We start from the raw sequence: 15,077 nt of genomic DNA, 5'->3' as shown, positions 1-15,077 counted from the left end.
GTTTTGCGATGCTGGATAACTGATGACGTGAACGGCCAACCGGCCTGACGACAACCCTGGGCTCTCACACGGCTGAAAGGCCGTTCCACTAATTAGGGTCGTTGGGCATCGATTCTCATCGAGGCGCGGGGCGACAACCCCAACTCAGACGCCGGATAGATGAAAGCAAGCCAAACACGACATCAACAACAGTATTGCAGAAAAGGGGGTAACCATAGATGTGGGAGCGGGCTTGCTCGCGAAAGCGGTAGAAAAGGCGACACAGAAGCACCTGTGTCGCCCCCGGTTTTTAGAAGAAGCCCAGCGGATTGATGTCGTAGCTCACCAGCAGGTTTTTGGTCTGCTGATAGTGGTCGAGCATCATCTTGTGGGTTTCACGGCCGACGCCGGACTTCTTGTAACCACCGAACGCGGCGTGCGCCGGGTACAGGTGGTAGCAGTTGGTCCACACCCGGCCGGCCTTGATGGCACGGCCCATGCGGTAGGCGCGGTTGATATCGCGGGTCCAGAGGCCGGCACCCAGGCCGAACTCGGTGTCGTTGGCGATGGCCAGGGCTTCAGCTTCGTCCTTGAAGGTGGTGATGCTCACCACCGGGCCAAAGATTTCTTCCTGGAACACGCGCATTTTGTTGGTGCCCTTGAGCAGGGTCGGCTGGATGTAATACCCGCTTGCCAGGCTACCCTCGAGTTTTTCCACCTTGCCGCCAGTCAGCAGCTCGGCGCCTTCGCCCTTGGCGATTTCCAGGTACGAAAGGATTTTGTCGAATTGCTGCTCGGACGCCTGGGCGCCGACCATGGTGTCGGTATCCAGCGGGTCGCCACGCTTGATTTGCAGGACCTTCTTCATCACCACTTGCATGAATTCGTCGTAGATCGACTCTTGCACCAGGGCGCGGGATGGGCAGGTGCAGACTTCGCCCTGGTTGAAGAACGCCAGCACCAGGCCTTCGGCGGCTTTTTCAATGAAGGACGGTTCGGCCTTCATGATGTCTTCGAAGAAAATGTTCGGCGATTTGCCGCCCAGTTCAACGGTGGACGGAATGATGTTTTCGGCCGCGCATTTCATGATGTGCGAGCCGACCGGGGTCGAGCCGGTGAAGGCAATCTTGGCGATGCGTTTGCTGGTGGCCAGCGCTTCGCCAGCTTCTTTGCCGAAGCCTTGCACAATGTTCAGCACGCCCGGTGGCAGCAGGTCGCCGATCAGTTCGACCAGCACGGTAATGCCCAGCGGGGTTTGCTCGGCAGGCTTGAGCACCACGCAGTTACCGGCGGCGAGGGCTGGGGCGAGTTTCCAGGCGGCCATCAGGATCGGGAAGTTCCACGGAATGATCTGCCCGACCACGCCCAGCGGTTCATGGATGTGATAGGCCACGGTGTTGCCGTCGATTTCGGCAGCGCTGCCTTCCTGGGCACGGATGCAACCGGCGAAGTAGCGGAAGTGGTCGGCGGCCAGCGGGATGTCGGCGTTAAGCGTTTCGCGCACGGCTTTGCCGTTGTCCCAGGATTCGGTGATTGCCAGCAGTTCGAGGTTCTGTTCGATGCGGTCGGCGATTTTCAGCAGCACCAGCGAACGCGCCTGGGCGGAGGTGGCACCCCACGCGTCGGCAGCGGCGTGGGCAGCATCCAGGGCCTTGTCGATGTCTTCGGCCGTGGAGCGGGGGAATTCGGCAATCGGTTGGCCATTCACTGGCGAGGTATTGGTGAAGTACTGACCTTTGACAGGCGCGACGAACTCGCCGCCGATGTAGTTACCGTATTTGGCTTTGAACGAAACGATAGCGCCTTCAGTACCGGGGTGAGCGTAACGCATGGTGGTCTCTCCTTGCTTTTGTGCTTATAGGGAGTCGCGCATGTGCGCTTGCTTTAAGCGTAGAGCAAGGGCCGGGCCAGTGCCTTGCATGTCAGGTAAATCAAAGCCTTGCGAGGTTTTTGTCGGACAAGCGGGGTTGGCTTGTGGCGCTTTCGGTACAGCACTGGTGACACTTTGTACCGTTTGTGGCACAGCTTGTGACCAACCGGTCTTGCAGGCATTGCAATGCGGGTCAGGCTGGAGGATGCTCGGCATCACCTCATGCACGGGACGCCGAGCCCCGGGGAGAATAATAAGAAATGCACGACAACCATTTGAGTCGCCATGCCCAGCAAGTATTGACCGTGACCCAGGGCAAGACCCACCTGCACGGTCCCGGCAGCGATCCGTCCATCGCCCGTTCCTGGCTGCGCTGCCTTGAGGACTATCACCTCGATCCGGCCCTGAGCATCGCGCCGACGGTGCTGGAACATGGCCGTGTCCTGGAAAGCCGCGAACGCTTGCAGCAAGTGCTGCACATCGCCGGCAATGAAATGACCAGCCTGCATCAACAACTCTCCGGCGCCGGCCATGCAGTGCTGCTGACCGACGCCCGCGGCGTGATCCTCAACTGCGTCACCGCGCCCGCCGAACGACAGATTTTCGAGCGCGCCGGCCTTTGGCTCGGTGCCGACTGGAGCGAGGCCTGCGAAGGCACTAACGGTATTGGCACCTGTCTGGTGGAGCGTCAGTCGCTGACCATCCATCAGGACGAACACTTTCGCGGCCGCCACACCGGCCTGACCTGTTCGGCGAGCCCGGTCTTCGATCCCCATGGCGAATTGCTGGCGGTGCTCGACGTGTCGTCGGCGCGGCGTGATGTGTCGCGGCAAAGCCAGTTCCACACCATGGCGCTGGTCAACCTGTCGGCGAAGATGATCGAGAGCTGCTACTTCCTGCGCTGCTTCGACAATCAATGGTTGCTGCGTTTTCACTTGCAGGCTGAGTCCGTCGGATTGTTCAGTGAAGGGTTGCTGGCGTTCGACGGGGAAGGGCGAATTTGCGCGGTCAACCAGAGTGCGCTGAACCTGCTGGGACATATTCGCGGCGGCTTGCTGGGTAAGCCGGTGGAGGCGTTTTTCGATTGCTCGCTCGATGAGTTGCTTGGCCGCGCGAGCACCAATGCCGCCGCCAGTTGGCCGTTGCGCACCCGTGATGGTCGCAAGCTGTTCGCGGTATTGCGCGGTGAGGCACGGCGACCGCTGCCAACTCCGTTGGTGCCAGCGACCAAGGTTGCACAAGCACCGCGTCTGTCGGGCATTTGCCTGGATGACGCGACGTTGCAGGCGGACTTCCGCAAGGCTTTGCGTGTGTACGAGCGTGACGTGCCGCTGCTGATCAACGGTGAAACCGGGTCCGGCAAGGAGGCCTTTGCCAAAGCGGTGCACCACGCCAGCCAGCGGGCGGAAAAAGCCTTTGTCGCCCTCAATTGCGCGGCCATTCCCGAAAGCCTGATCGAAAGCGAGCTGTTCGGATATCGCGGCGGCAGCTTTACCGGTGCGCGCAAAGAAGGCATGCGCGGCAAGTTGCAACAGGCCGACGGCGGGACGTTGTTCCTCGATGAAATCGGTGACATGCCACTGGCCTTGCAGACGCGCTTGCTGAGGGTGCTGGAAGACCGGCAGGTGGTGCCGATCGGCGGCGAGCCGGAAGCGGTGAATGTGCGGATCATCAGTGCCACTCACCGTAACTTGCTGGACCGTGTGCAGGACGGCAGCTTCCGCGAGGATTTGTATTACCGGCTCAACGGGCTGGAAGTCGCGTTGCCGGCCTTGCGTGATCGCAGCGACAAATCCCGGTTGCTCGACTTTCTACTGGCCGAGGAGGCGGGCGGAGAAACCGTGTTGATCGACGGCCCGGCGCGGGAGGCCTTATTGGGGTTCGCCTGGCCGGGTAACGTGCGGCAGTTGCGAAATGTGCTGCGTACGTTGGCAGCACTGTGTGAGGACGGGCGGATCGGCCTGGAGGATTTGCCGGCGATGATTCGTTCGGCCAGGCCAGCGGTGGCGCAGGTTATCGAGGAGCCATCGGAGCATCCGCTGGAAGATGCCGAACGGCTGGCGTTACTCAATGCGCTGGAGCTGACGCGCTGGCATATGACCCACACGGCGGAGCAGTTGGGGGTAAGTCGCAATACCCTCTATCGGAAGCTGCGTAAACACGGTATCGCCCGGTAGACCACGTCGCGCCCTTCGCGAGCAGGCTCGCTCCCACAGGGTCTGCGCAGGCCTTGTGGGAGTGAGCCTGCTCGCGAAGGTGTCTTCATATACTGAAACACAAGGTGCGATTTTTCCTACCCTAAGCTAACCTGCGGCCATGTTTTACGAGGTCGACTAATGCACATTCATATTCTTGGTATCTGCGGCACTTTCATGGGGTCAATGGCGGTTCTGGCCAAGGAGCTCGGCCATCACGTGACGGGCTCCGATGCCAACGTCTATCCGCCGATGAGCACTCAGCTGGAAGCCCAGGGCATTGAATTGACCCAAGGCTACGACCCGGCGCAACTCGATCCGGCGCCTGATCTGGTGGTGATAGGCAACGCCATGTCCCGGGGTAACCCGGCTGTGGAGTACGTGCTGAACAAAGGCCTGCCCTACGTCTCCGGCCCGCAATGGCTGGCTGATCACGTGCTGCAAGGTCGCTGGGTGCTGGCGGTTGCCGGTACGCACGGCAAGACCACCACCAGCAGCATGCTGGCTTGGGTGCTGGAGCACGCGGGCATGGCCCCGGGTTTCCTGATCGGCGGCGTGCCGCAAAACTTCTCGGTGTCCGCGCGCCTTGGCGATACGCCGTTCTTCGTCATTGAAGCCGACGAATACGACAGCGCGTTCTTCGACAAGCGCTCCAAGTTCGTGCACTACCGTCCGCGCACGGCAATCCTGAATAACCTGGAGTTCGATCACGCGGACATCTTCCCGGACCTGCCAGCCATCGAGCGGCAATTCCATCACTTGGTGCGGACTATCCCGAGCGAAGGCCTGGTGATTCATCCGACCACTGAGCCGGCCTTGCAGCGCGTGATCGAGATGGGTTGCTGGACTCCGGTGCAAACCACCGGTGCCGGCGGTCAGTGGCAGGTCAAGCTGCACAGTGAAGATGGCTCGAAGTTCGAAGTGATGTTCGAAGGCATCGCCCAGGGCGTGGTCGAGTGGGACATGACTGGCCAGCACAACGTCGCCAACGCCCTGGCGACCCTGGCTGCCGCACGCCACGTCGGCGTGGTGCCGTCCATGGGCATTGCCGCATTGAGCGCCTTCAAAAGCGTGAAGCGCCGGATGGAAAAAGTCGCGGAAGTGGGTGGCATCACCATTTATGACGACTTCGCTCACCACCCGACTGCCATCGCCACCACCCTCGACGGCCTGCGCAAGCGCATCGGCGATGCACCACTGATTGCGATCATCGAGCCGCGTTCCAACTCCATGAAACTTGGCGCGCACCGTGACGGATTGCCGGAAAGCGTGGTCGATGCCGATCAGGTGATCTGGTACGCACCGGCCAACCTCGGCTGGGACCTGGCGGGCACCGCTGCGCTGTGCACCGTGCCGTCGATTGTCAGCGATTCCCTGGAGGGCATCATCGAGCGTGTGAAGAGCCAGGCCCAACCCGGCACCCACGTGGTAATCATGAGCAACGGCGGCTTCGGCGGCCTGCACGGCAAACTGGCCGAGGCGCTCAAATGAACAACGGCCCGGACCGCATCACCCTGGCAATGACCGGCGCTTCAGGCGCTCAGTACGGCTTGCGCCTGCTTGACTGCCTGGTGCGGGAAGATCGTGAAGTGCACTTTCTGATTTCCAAGGCTGCGCAGTTGGTGATGGCTACCGAAACCGACGTCACCCTGCCGACCAAGCCGCAGATGATGCAGGCGTTCCTCACCGAATACACGGGGGCTGCCGCCGGGCAGATTCGGGTGTACGGCAAGGAAGACTGGATGTCGCCAGTGGCTTCGGGCTCCGGCGCGCCAGCGGCGATGGTGGTGGTGCCGTGCTCCACGGGCACGTTGTCGTCCATCGCTACCGGCGCCTGCAACAACCTGATCGAACGGGCCGCCGACGTGACGCTCAAAGAGCGTCGGCAGTTGATCCTGGTACCCCGTGAGGCGCCGTATTCGAGCATTCACCTGGAGCACATGCTCAAGTTGTCGAACATGGGCGTGACAATCCTGCCGGCATCACCGGGCTTCTATCATCAGCCGCAAACCATCGACGACCTGATCGATTTCGTCGTGGCGCGGATCCTTAACCTGCTGAATATTCCTCAGGACATGTTGCCGCGCTGGGGCGAGCATCATCTGACCAGCGATGAATAAGTTGCTGGTGGTTGTGCTGGCACTGCAGTTGGCCGGTTGCGCGACGGCGCGCACCCTCGATGCAGCCAAGCCGGGGGCGCCGGTGGTGTACTCGGGAACTCGTCTGGATTTGTACGCGATGAACGGCGGGTGCTGCGCCAAGGACCGTTTCGGAGCCGAAGCACCGAGCTATCCCGGTGTCGACCTGCCGGCCAGTGCGTTGCTCGACACGCTGCTGTTGCCGTTGTCGTTGTTGACGGTGATAGGGGTGAGCTTTCAGGCGACGGGTGGGTTGTAGATATAGCGCTTTTGTGGCGAGGGGGCTTGTCGGAACGCCGCACCACCCCGTTCGGCTGCGCAGCAGTCGTAATCCGGTGCGACTCAGTGTTACTGAACAAACGAAGAGGGCCGCTTCGCGACCCAACGGGGGCAAGCCTCCTCGCCACAGGTCCGTGGATTACTTGCCGAGTTTGCGCAGCTCATCCGACTCGACAACCCTGACCCCGTCCTGCTCTTCCAGCGCCAGACGCCACATCGCGCGAGCCAGTTGGCAGGCCTCGATACCATGGTATTTGCCAGGGATCAGCCGAGACAACGGGCCGGCGACTTTCTCGCCCAGTCGCGGCTCAACGCGATCACCCAGCAACAGCGAAGGCCGGCAAATGGTCAGCTGCGGCCAGTCCTGCGCACGCAATGCGTACTCCATCTCGCCTTTGACCCGGTTGTAAAAAATCGAGGATCTCCTATCGGCTCCCAGAGCACTGATCACGATCAAATGCCGCGCACCCATTTCCCGGGCACGTTTGGCGAATGCCACCACCATGTCCAGGTCCACCGCGCGAAACGCCTGTTCCGAACCGGCCTGCTTGATCGTGGTGCCGAGGCAGCAATAGGCGATATCGACCCGCCCGTTCAGCTGTGGCAGGAACGCCGCCGGGTCGCCGACCGGGTTTTCAAGGTGGGGATGCTTGGCCAAAGGCCGGCGTGACGGCGCCAATACCCGCGAAATCGTTGGCTCGCTAAGCAGGCGATCAAGCAGATGTTCACCGGTCAATCCGGTGGCTCCGGCGAGCAGCACGTGCTGAGGCGTCAAGTACATAGTGTTTCTCCCTTGATACTATTCAGCTTAGTTGCTGTTTGCATCCTTGCTTTCGATGGACGCACTTTGCAGGGCTTTTCGTGCCTGCTGTTTGCGCAGTAGTTGCCAATGCGAGAGGACGGTTTTTGGTGCCCAGATCTGTGGTTCGGACGCTTCGAAACTGTCCGCCAGCTCACGTTCGGCGACAGTGGCCTTGGCCAATTTGAAGGCTTGCTCCAGATCATCGGTCTGGTTCAGGGCCTGGGCGAACAGGGCATCGCCGAAGTAAGTGAAGTTGGCTTCCTCCGAGCAACCGAAGGACACTCGGTCGGCCCGTGAGGCTGTCATGATCAGGGTCCGTTCATCTTTGAGGGCGGGGATGAAACCTCCGGAGTAGCAGGACGAAATCACGATGATCTTGTCGCGATTTTTCAATGGGGCGAGGACCGCAGCCATTTCGTCCGCTGGCAGATCGGCCAGCTCCATGCGCGGCTGGTCCAGCACCAGCTCGTGTTCGCTGGTGCCATGGCTGGTCAGGTAGATGAAAATCAGGTCTTCCGGACCGCTGCGTTCGGCCAGCGTCAGGGCAGCCCGGCGCAGGTTTTCCCGGGTAGCCATAGGGCGGTCGGCGAGGTGGTCACGATGGTTCACCAGGCGGATCTGACCAAAGGTGCCGAACCGGGTGGTGAGCATGTTGGCGACGTAGTCGGATTCGCGCAGAAACACGCTTTGCTTGCCATCACCACCCAGGGTCAACGAATACAGCTCTACCGCCGGGGTCGAGGGTGGAACGTTGGCCAGCGCTGCGTCGAGCAAGCGCCCCTGGGCCAGCAGGCCGAGTTCCAGGGTGTCGGGCAACAATTTGCCCTCGGCGTCGCGCACGCGCTGGCCGTTGATCCAGGTGCCGCTGAGCACGGTGCCATCGGTCAACACCAATGTGCCGCGCCCCTGGTAACTGTCGTTGTCGAACTGGCCGGTGTAAAAGCTGCCGTCGGACAGGTTCAGCCGGCCCTGGCCGGAAAAGCGCCAGTCATTGAACTGGCCGATGTAGTGGCTGCCGTCAGTGCCGATCAACTCGCCCTTGCCGTTCAGCGAGCCTTCCTTGAACTGGCCCAGCCAGACATCGCCGTCGGCGTTTTCGTAGCGGCCCTTGCCGTGCAGTTGATTGTTCTTGAAGCTGCCGACATAGATGTCGCCATCGGCGCTGTTGAAAGTTCCGTTGCCTTCCAGCTGGCCGTCGACGAAGTGCCCGGTGAACTGATTGCCATTGCCATCGCCGCGCTGGCCTTCGCCATTGGGTTTGCCGTGGGCGAACTGGCCCTGATAGGTGCTGCCGTCTTCGAGTTCGAGGCGACCCAGGCCGGCGTATTGATCGGCCTTGAACTCGCCGCGATAGCTCATGCCGTTTTCTTTGAGGGTGCCTTCGCCGTTGCGCCGGCCGGCCTTGAAGCCGCCGCTGTAGCTGCTGGCGTTGGTGGTCAGTGCCCCCTGACCATCGAACAGTCCCTGATTGAACTGCCCGCGATAGACTTCGCCATTGCTGCCATGCCATTCGCCCTGGCCCTGCCACTGGCCCTTGTCGAATTCGCCGGCGTACCAGCTGCCGTTCGGGTAGTCGATACGCCCCTTGCCTTGCAGCAAGCCATTGACCAGGTCACCGCGATAGCGTCCGCCGTCCGGCAGGCGGGCGTCGGGGGGCAAAGGCGATTCGCCATCGCCGCAAGCGGTGAGCATCAGGGTCAAGGCAAGGAGTGCAAGTGGGCGCATAGCGGATTCCGGGCAATTAGGCGAGGGAGTATGCCGCAGCTATGTGTCCATAAATAGGGTGAGGTACCGCGTGAGGGCGCGAAACAGCATGAGCTGCTTCGCATCCGGCAAGGTTTATACGAAACACAGGGACAGGGGTTCGGCGATGTACGCCGGTTTGTCCGAACCTTCGATTTCCAGGGTGGTGGTGGCCTTGAGCAGCCATTGGCCGGGTTTCTTCTCGATGACTTCGGTCAGGTCGACCTTCAGGCGCACTTTCGAATTGACCTTGACCGGCTGGATGAAGCGCACGCTGTCGAGGCCGTAGTTGACCACCATCTTCAAGCCTTCTGGCATGACGAGGATGTCTTCCATCAGTTTCGGGATCAGTGATAACGACAGGAAACCATGAGCGATGGTACTGCCAAAAGGCGTTTGCGCGGCTTTGACCGGGTCGACGTGGATGAACTGAAAATCCCCTGTGGCTTCGGCGAACAGGTTGATGCGCTCCTGGTCGATGGTGAGCCATTCGGAACGTCCAAGTTCCTTGCCGACATAATCTTTGAGCTCTGCAACTGGAACATAGGGCATTGAGACTCTCCTTGGGTTCATCGGTTTTATAGTTTTGGCTTGCGGGGATCTAACCTCCCGGCTTACCACTTTAGATCAACATGACCAAACGCTCCGGTCAACTGACCATGCTTTTGGCGAATGCCGGTCTATAGCACGAGCATGCTTATAATGCCCTGCCAATGCGGGTGACGGATTTTGCGGGAGATCTTTGATGTTGTTACGCGGCCTGACGTGGCTGGTGCTGTTCCAATTGCTCGGCACTGCGATCAATCATTTGTTCTTGCCGGTGCTGCCGGGGCCGATTGTGGGGTTGCTGCTGTTGCTGGTGTACCTCATCTGTCGCGGACAGGTCGGCGAGCCGCTGAACCTGGCGGCCAGCAGCCTGCTGCGCTACCTGCCACTGTTGCTGGTGCCGCCGGCTGTGGGCGTGATGGTCTACGCCGCTGACATCGCGGCGGATTTCTGGGCTATTGTCGGTGCACTGGTGTTGTCGCTGCTGCTTTCCATGGCCTTCGCCGGGGTGCTGATGCAGCGCATGGTCAAGCGTCACGCTCACTCCGAGGACAGCCAATGATCTTCGACTGGCACGGCGCCTGGACGTCGGTAATTCATCATCCCTTGTTTGGTATCGGCATTACGCTTGGCGCCTATCAACTCGTCCTGGCGGCATTCGAGAAAACCCGCTGGATCTTTTTGCAGCCGGTGTTGGTCTCCATGTTGTTGGTTATCGGCGTGCTGGTGGGCTGCGGTCTGACCTATGCCGAGTACCGCAAGAGCACCGAGATTCTCAGCATCCTGCTCGGCCCGGCCACTGTCGCCCTGGCGGTGCCGCTTTATCTCAACCTGCGACGGATTCGGCAGTTGTTCTGGCCGATATTTACTACGCTGGTGATAGGTGGGGTGGTGGCCACGGGGATGGGCGTGTTGCTGGGCTGGTCGTTCGGTGCCGAGCACATGATCCTGATGACCATGGCGCCGAAATCGGTGACCTCGCCGATCGCTATGTTGGTGGCCGAACAGATTGGCGGTGTCGCGGCGTTGGCAGCGGTGTTCGTGTTGATCACCGGTGTGATTGGCGCGATCTTTGGTCCGAGTCTGTTGACCCGGCTGGGCGTCTACAGTCCCGAAGCCCGAGGCATGGCGCTGGGCATGACCGCCCACGCGGTCGGCACGGCGGTGGCGATGCAGGAAAGTGAAGAATGCGGCGCCTTCGCGGCGCTGGCGATGAGTTTGATGGGCGTGGCCACGGCGGTGTTGCTGCCGTTGGCGGTGTCGATGGTGGTGTAAAGGAAATGTCTATGAGTCTGCCGCTTTTCCCTCTGAACACAGTGCTGTTTCCCGGTTGCATCCTCGACTTGCAGATTTTCGAGGCGCGCTATCTGGACATGATCGGCCGCTGCATGAAGCAGGGCGGCGGTTTCGGCGTGGTGTGCATCCTCGATGGCGAAGAAGTCGGGATCGCCCCGGCGGGTTACGCCCTGGTCGGGTGTGAGGCGCTGATCACCGATTTCAAGCAGCAGGACAACGGCTTGCTGGGGATTCGGGTTCAGGGTGGACGGCGTTTCCATGTATTACGAACAGAAGTCCAGCGCGATCAGTTGACCGTCGCCGAGGTCGAGTGGCTGGAAGACGAGCCGGAGCAACCGTTGCAGGACGAGGACGCCGATCTGGTGGCCTTGCTCAAGGCCCTGGCGGAACACCCGATGGTTGAAGCCTTGAACATGGGCACCGAAGCGACCGGCCAGCAGTCGCTGGCCAATCAGTTGGCGTACCTGTTGCCCTTCGCTGAACTGGACAAGATCGACCTGCTGCAACTCGATGATCCGCAGCAACGGCTGGATGCGATTCAGGCATTGCTGGATGAGTTGCAGGGGGAGTTGTTTGCCTGACGAGCGTTTTTACTCATACGCATACCGCAACATCGTATGCGGCAAATGCCGCAAAACGAAGAAGCCGAACAATGCCACCAACGCCGGCAACACCAGCCACCAGACCTTGGGTGGTAAGGCGTTCAGCGGTTCCTTGCGCTGGACCAGCCACAGGCTCGTCGCACAGACGCACGCTGCCAGCATCGCACCGGCCAGTACATCCGTCGGCCAATGCGCGCCGAGGTACACCCGTGACAGCGCAATAGCCATCGCTGGCAGGCTGCCCACTAATAGCCAGGTCAGGCGCATCCGCGGCGGCTGTCCGCGGCCGGCCAGTACGGCGAGGGTCAGGAACAGCGCAAAAGAGCCAGACGCGTGGCCACTGGGCATGCTGTAGCTGGTCAGCGGATCGCTCAGCACTTCGGGGCGCACGCGGGCAAAGAATTGTTTGGTCGCGGTGTTCGCCAGTGCCGTGCAGAGCAGGGTGCTTCCAGCGAAAATCGCCGGGCGCCATTGGCGCATCAGCAACAGCAAACCGGTCAGCAGCGCGCTGAAAAACAGCATGTTGCGGAATTCGCCGATCAACGTGAAGACCACCGCCACCTCATCGAGCATCGGGCTGCGATGCTCCTGCATCAGGGTCATCAGCCCTTGATCGAGGGCGCTCAGGTGCGGATAGCCGATGAACACTCCCGCCAGAATGAGAAAACTCATGCCGGCGATTAACGCTGTAGCCCTGCGATGCTGGCGCAAGCTGCTGGTGGTGCTCAATCCCACCATGACCGCAATGCTGCCGGCAACGATCCCGGCCTGAGTCCAGAAACCTTCGGGTAGTGGCAAGCGAATCGCCGCACCGGTGGCCCAGCCAGGCAACAGATAGGCCACCGACCACCCCGCACCGGCCAGCAAGCTGACGGCGATGAAGCGTGGGAAGGGCATGTCGCACATGCCGGCGACCATGGGCAGCATCGGCCGCAACGGCCCGATAAAACGCCCGACCAGCAGGCTGGCGATGCCATAGCGCTGGAAATAGGTCTCGGCCCCGGCAATCCATTCCGGGTGATGGCGCAAACCGGGCAGGCGCCGGATGTTCTGATGAAAGTGCCGTCCAAGGAAGTACGACACCACGTCACCCAGCACGCCGGCGAGGAAACCCAGCAGCAAGGTTTCACTCAGCGGCAACGCACCGCTGCCGGCCAGCACCGCAACGGTGAACAGTAAAACCGTGCCGGGGACGATCAGCCCGGCAATCGCCAGGCATTCCACAAAGGCCACCAGAAATATTGCCGTCGCCAGCCATTGCGGGTTGACCGTCAACCAACCGGTCACGCTATCGAGCCATTGGCCCATAAAAACCACTCCATCAAATGTTCAATTTTCTACTTGTAGGAGCGAGCCTGCTCGCGATAGCGCACGATGAGTCAAAAGTGATGTTGATTGTGCTGACCTCATCGCGAGCAGGCTCGCTCCTACAGGGGATTCCTTCAGTTTCAAAATCCGGATCAATCTCAGGTCAGCACAAAATAATCGCGACCTTCGACCTGGCCCCGTCTTAGCGGGTTGCGAGTGCAATACGCCGCGTAGGCGCCGTCGACAAAGCGATACATCAAGTGCTCGTCGCGCCCGTGGGGGATGCCCAGGCGCGTGGTCTGGAGGATGTGGGCGGGTGACTGGCCGACGTCCTCCACCAGCAACACCTCGTGATCGAACCGCTTGGCGTCCCAGACCGGCACTTTCAAGCCCAGAGACTTGCACAGCAGCGTCTGTCCGGCGCAGAGCTTTTGCGACGGGCGAGGGTGGCCCTGGGCATCGGGATTGTTCAATAGCATCTGTGCCAGGCTGGCCGGCCCGCTCAATTCATCGACCCATGGGTAGGCGGACTTGATCAGCACGGCGTTACCGGGCCCCTGGGCGCTGAAGTTCAGGGAATCGCCACCCCGGGCGTAATACATATAGATGTGGCCGCCATCCAGAAACAAAGCCTTACGCTTTTCTGTGTAGCCGAGGGAGGCGTGGCTGCCTTTTTCTGCGCAGTAATAGGCTTCGGTTTCGATGATCCGGGCGCTGAGCCACAGGTCGCCAACCCGATGGCGGATGACTTTACCCAGTAGCTCCCGGGCCAGAATTTGCGCGTCACGGTCGAAAAACGCGTCCGGGAGGCCCGTGGGCAGGCTCAAGGCGGACGCTCGAACAGTCAGATTGGACATGATGACCGGCATTTGTCAGGGCTGAATGAGTCGTGATGATAACAATTTGCAGCTTAATCCCGGCTGAACATCGGCAAATTGCCCTCCATTTCGACCATCCGCCCGTCACCGCTGTTAGTCGGTGGGCGCGACAGCTATAATCTGTCGCTTTACTCTTTACCAAGACCTTATCAAAGACCACGCCAGACCATGACTGAGTCCGTTCTTGACTACATGACCCGCCTGGGTCGCGCTGCCCGCGAAGCTTCCCGCGTGATCGGCCGTGCCAGTACCGCGCAGAAAAACCGCGCCCTGCAGGCCGCCGCCAATGCGCTGGACGCTGCCCGCGCCGAGCTGACGGCGGCCAATGAACAGGATTTGGCTGCCGGTCGCGCCAATGGTCTGGAGCCAGCCCTGCTTGAGCGCCTGGCACTGACCCCGGCGCGTATCGACGGCATGATCGTCGGCCTGCGTCAGGTAGCAGCGCTGCCGGACCCGGTTGGCGCGATCCGCGACATGAGCTTCCGCCCGTCCGGTATTCAGGTCGGCAAGATGCGCGTGCCATTGGGCGTGATCGGAATCATCTACGAGTCGCGACCGAACGTGACCATCGATGCCGCGAGCCTGTGCCTGAAGTCCGGTAACGCGACCATCCTGCGTGGCGGTTCCGAGGCGATTCATTCCAATCGCGCCATCGCCGCCTGCATTCAGCGTGGCCTGGCCGAGGCCGATCTGCCGGCCGCGGTGGTGCAAGTGGTCGAAACCACCGATCGCGCAGCCGTCGGCGCGCTGATCACCATGCCCAAGTACGTCGATGTCATCGTGCCGCGCGGTGGCCGAGGCCTGATCGAGCGCGTCAGCCGTGATGCCCGCGTCCCGGTGATCAAGCATCTGGACGGCATCTGCCACGTGTACGTGAGTGAACACGCCGATCTGGCCAAGGCCCAGCGCATTGCGTTCAACGCCAAGACTTATCGCTATGGCATTTGCGGTGCCATGGAAACGCTGCTGGTGGATCAGGCCGTTGCCAAGAATTTCCTGCCGGCGATGGCGGCCCAGTTCCGCGAAAAAGGCGTCGAACTGCGCGGCTGCGAACGCACCCGGGCGATCATCGATGCCGTGCCGGCCACCGAGGAAGACTGGAACACCGAGTACCTGGCGGCGATTCTGTCGATCCGTGTGGTCGACGGACTGGACCAGGCCATCGAGCACATCAATCATTACGGCTCCCATCACACCGATTCGATTGTCAGCGAACACCAGGGCGACACTCGGCGTTTCGTGGCTGAAGTCGACTCCTCGTCGGTGATGATCAATACCCCGACATGCTTCGCCGATGGCTTCGAATACGGATTGGGTGCCGAGATCGGCATTTCTACTGATAAGCTGCACGCCCGCGGCCCGGTGGGCCTCGAAGGACTGACCTGCGAGAAGTACATCGTAGTCGGCGACGGGCAGCTGCGCGGACAGGAGCCGGTCTGAC

The 15,077-nt window shown here is 61.0% G+C and carries 14 protein-coding genes; 8 read left to right on the top strand and 6 right to left on the bottom strand.

The genetic code is table 11. The annotated features are described in order from the left end of the window. Positions 1-289: 289 nt before the first annotated feature. Positions 290-1,810: an acetaldehyde dehydrogenase ExaC gene (gene exaC / locus AC1DVE_RS24745; RefSeq protein ID WP_223453614.1), complete on the bottom strand. Its 1,521-nt coding sequence runs from the start codon at positions 1,808-1,810 to the stop codon at positions 290-292. Positions 1,811-2,109: 299 nt separating this feature from the next. Between exaC and AC1DVE_RS24740 the strand changes: the two genes are divergently transcribed. The 4 genes from AC1DVE_RS24740 to AC1DVE_RS24725 all read left to right on the top strand — a co-directional run bounded on the left by AC1DVE_RS24740 (position 2,110) and on the right by AC1DVE_RS24725 (position 6,441). Beyond that, the gene (locus AC1DVE_RS24740; RefSeq protein ID WP_223453613.1) at positions 2,110-4,026 is read left to right on the top strand and encodes a sigma-54-dependent Fis family transcriptional regulator; all 1,917 of its coding nucleotides are present in this window, start codon (positions 2,110-2,112) and stop codon (positions 4,024-4,026) included. Positions 4,027-4,185: 159 nt separating this feature from the next. Beyond that, positions 4,186-5,535 (top strand): UDP-N-acetylmuramate:L-alanyl-gamma-D-glutamyl-meso-diaminopimelate ligase, encoded by a 1,350-nt coding sequence (gene mpl / locus AC1DVE_RS24735; RefSeq protein ID WP_223453611.1) that lies wholly within the window; start codon positions 4,186-4,188, stop codon positions 5,533-5,535. Continuing rightward, the gene (gene ubiX / locus AC1DVE_RS24730; RefSeq protein ID WP_223453610.1) at positions 5,532-6,164 is read left to right on the top strand and encodes a flavin prenyltransferase UbiX; all 633 of its coding nucleotides are present in this window, start codon (positions 5,532-5,534) and stop codon (positions 6,162-6,164) included. Before mpl ends, ubiX begins: the two co-directional genes overlap by 4 nt. Next, entirely contained in the window at positions 6,157-6,441 is a 285-nt protein-coding gene (locus AC1DVE_RS24725; protein ID WP_008022904.1) for a YceK/YidQ family lipoprotein, read from the top strand. The genes ubiX and AC1DVE_RS24725 overlap by 8 nt, the downstream gene beginning before the upstream one ends. 159 nt (positions 6,442-6,600) lie before the next feature. Here AC1DVE_RS24725 and AC1DVE_RS24720 read toward each other — a convergent pair whose 3' ends face one another. The 3 genes from AC1DVE_RS24720 to AC1DVE_RS24710 form a co-directional block, all read right to left on the bottom strand. Continuing rightward, positions 6,601-7,242 carry an oxidoreductase gene (locus AC1DVE_RS24720; RefSeq protein WP_477784273.1) on the bottom strand — a complete coding sequence of 214 codons (642 nt, stop codon included), beginning with the start codon at positions 7,240-7,242 and terminating at the stop codon, positions 6,601-6,603. Positions 7,243-7,269: 27 nt separating this feature from the next. Further along, entirely contained in the window at positions 7,270-8,988 is a 1,719-nt protein-coding gene (locus AC1DVE_RS24715) for a C13 family peptidase (RefSeq protein ID WP_223453606.1), read from the bottom strand. Between the two features lie 114 nt (positions 8,989-9,102). Next, positions 9,103-9,558 carry a MaoC family dehydratase gene (locus AC1DVE_RS24710; RefSeq protein WP_108216330.1) on the bottom strand — a complete coding sequence of 152 codons (456 nt, stop codon included), beginning with the start codon at positions 9,556-9,558 and terminating at the stop codon, positions 9,103-9,105. Between the two features lie 193 nt (positions 9,559-9,751). Here AC1DVE_RS24710 and AC1DVE_RS24705 point away from each other — a divergent pair, with 193 nt between their 5' ends. From AC1DVE_RS24705 to AC1DVE_RS24695, 3 genes are read left to right on the top strand one after another with little or no spacing between them, the layout of a single operon-like run. Further along, the gene (locus AC1DVE_RS24705) at positions 9,752-10,114 is read left to right on the top strand and encodes a CidA/LrgA family protein (RefSeq protein ID WP_223453604.1); all 363 of its coding nucleotides are present in this window, start codon (positions 9,752-9,754) and stop codon (positions 10,112-10,114) included. Next, positions 10,111-10,827 (top strand): LrgB family protein, encoded by a 717-nt coding sequence (locus tag AC1DVE_RS24700; protein ID WP_223453602.1) that lies wholly within the window; start codon positions 10,111-10,113, stop codon positions 10,825-10,827. The genes AC1DVE_RS24705 and AC1DVE_RS24700 overlap by 4 nt, the downstream gene beginning before the upstream one ends. An 11-nt stretch (positions 10,828-10,838) precedes the next feature. Further along, positions 10,839-11,429 carry an LON peptidase substrate-binding domain-containing protein gene (locus tag AC1DVE_RS24695; RefSeq protein ID WP_007998442.1) on the top strand — a complete coding sequence of 197 codons (591 nt, stop codon included), beginning with the start codon at positions 10,839-10,841 and terminating at the stop codon, positions 11,427-11,429. A gap of 9 nt (positions 11,430-11,438) precedes the next feature. Here AC1DVE_RS24695 and AC1DVE_RS24690 read toward each other — a convergent pair whose 3' ends face one another. Further along, the gene (locus AC1DVE_RS24690; RefSeq protein ID WP_223453601.1) at positions 11,439-12,758 is read right to left on the bottom strand and encodes a bifunctional DedA family/phosphatase PAP2 family protein; all 1,320 of its coding nucleotides are present in this window, start codon (positions 12,756-12,758) and stop codon (positions 11,439-11,441) included. Positions 12,759-12,916: 158 nt separating this feature from the next. After that, positions 12,917-13,615 carry a DNA-3-methyladenine glycosylase gene (locus AC1DVE_RS24685; protein ID WP_223453599.1) on the bottom strand — a complete coding sequence of 233 codons (699 nt, stop codon included), beginning with the start codon at positions 13,613-13,615 and terminating at the stop codon, positions 12,917-12,919. Positions 13,616-13,804: 189 nt separating this feature from the next. Here AC1DVE_RS24685 and AC1DVE_RS24680 point away from each other — a divergent pair, with 189 nt between their 5' ends. Next, a complete protein-coding gene (locus AC1DVE_RS24680; protein WP_223532908.1) occupies positions 13,805-15,076 on the top strand; it encodes a glutamate-5-semialdehyde dehydrogenase in 1,272 nt (423 codons plus the stop codon). The last annotated feature ends 1 nt before the right edge of the window (position 15,077 follow it).

It is taken from the genome of Pseudomonas sp. P4_B4, from assembly GCF_056402255.1.
The sequence above is the reverse complement of the archived record's forward strand: the minus strand, read 5'-3'. Positions and strand labels throughout refer to the sequence as shown.

Bases quoted from the DNA above. Each gene is read 5' to 3' on its own strand.
- AC1DVE_RS24700 (WP_223453602.1), top strand. From the start codon at position 10,111: ATGATCTTCGACTGGCACGGCGCCTGGACGTCGGTAATTCATCATCCC.
- exaC (WP_223453614.1), bottom strand. From the start codon at position 1,810: ATGCGTTACGCTCACCCCGGTACTGAAGGCGCTATCGTTTCGTTCAAA.
- AC1DVE_RS24685 (WP_223453599.1), bottom strand. From the start codon at position 13,615: ATGTCCAATCTGACTGTTCGAGCGTCCGCCTTGAGCCTGCCCACGGGC.
- AC1DVE_RS24705 (WP_223453604.1), top strand. From the start codon at position 9,752: ATGTTGTTACGCGGCCTGACGTGGCTGGTGCTGTTCCAATTGCTCGGC.
- AC1DVE_RS24710 (WP_108216330.1), bottom strand. From the start codon at position 9,558: ATGCCCTATGTTCCAGTTGCAGAGCTCAAAGATTATGTCGGCAAGGAA.
- AC1DVE_RS24695 (WP_007998442.1), top strand. From the start codon at position 10,839: ATGAGTCTGCCGCTTTTCCCTCTGAACACAGTGCTGTTTCCCGGTTGC.
- AC1DVE_RS24725 (WP_008022904.1), top strand. From the start codon at position 6,157: ATGAATAAGTTGCTGGTGGTTGTGCTGGCACTGCAGTTGGCCGGTTGC.
- AC1DVE_RS24690 (WP_223453601.1), bottom strand. From the start codon at position 12,758: ATGGGCCAATGGCTCGATAGCGTGACCGGTTGGTTGACGGTCAACCCG.
- AC1DVE_RS24715 (WP_223453606.1), bottom strand. From the start codon at position 8,988: ATGCGCCCACTTGCACTCCTTGCCTTGACCCTGATGCTCACCGCTTGC.
- AC1DVE_RS24680 (WP_223532908.1), top strand. From the start codon at position 13,805: ATGACTGAGTCCGTTCTTGACTACATGACCCGCCTGGGTCGCGCTGCC.
- ubiX (WP_223453610.1), top strand. From the start codon at position 5,532: ATGAACAACGGCCCGGACCGCATCACCCTGGCAATGACCGGCGCTTCA.
- mpl (WP_223453611.1), top strand. From the start codon at position 4,186: ATGCACATTCATATTCTTGGTATCTGCGGCACTTTCATGGGGTCAATG.
- AC1DVE_RS24720 (WP_477784273.1), bottom strand. From the start codon at position 7,242: ATGTACTTGACGCCTCAGCACGTGCTGCTCGCCGGAGCCACCGGATTG.
- AC1DVE_RS24740 (WP_223453613.1), top strand. From the start codon at position 2,110: ATGCACGACAACCATTTGAGTCGCCATGCCCAGCAAGTATTGACCGTG.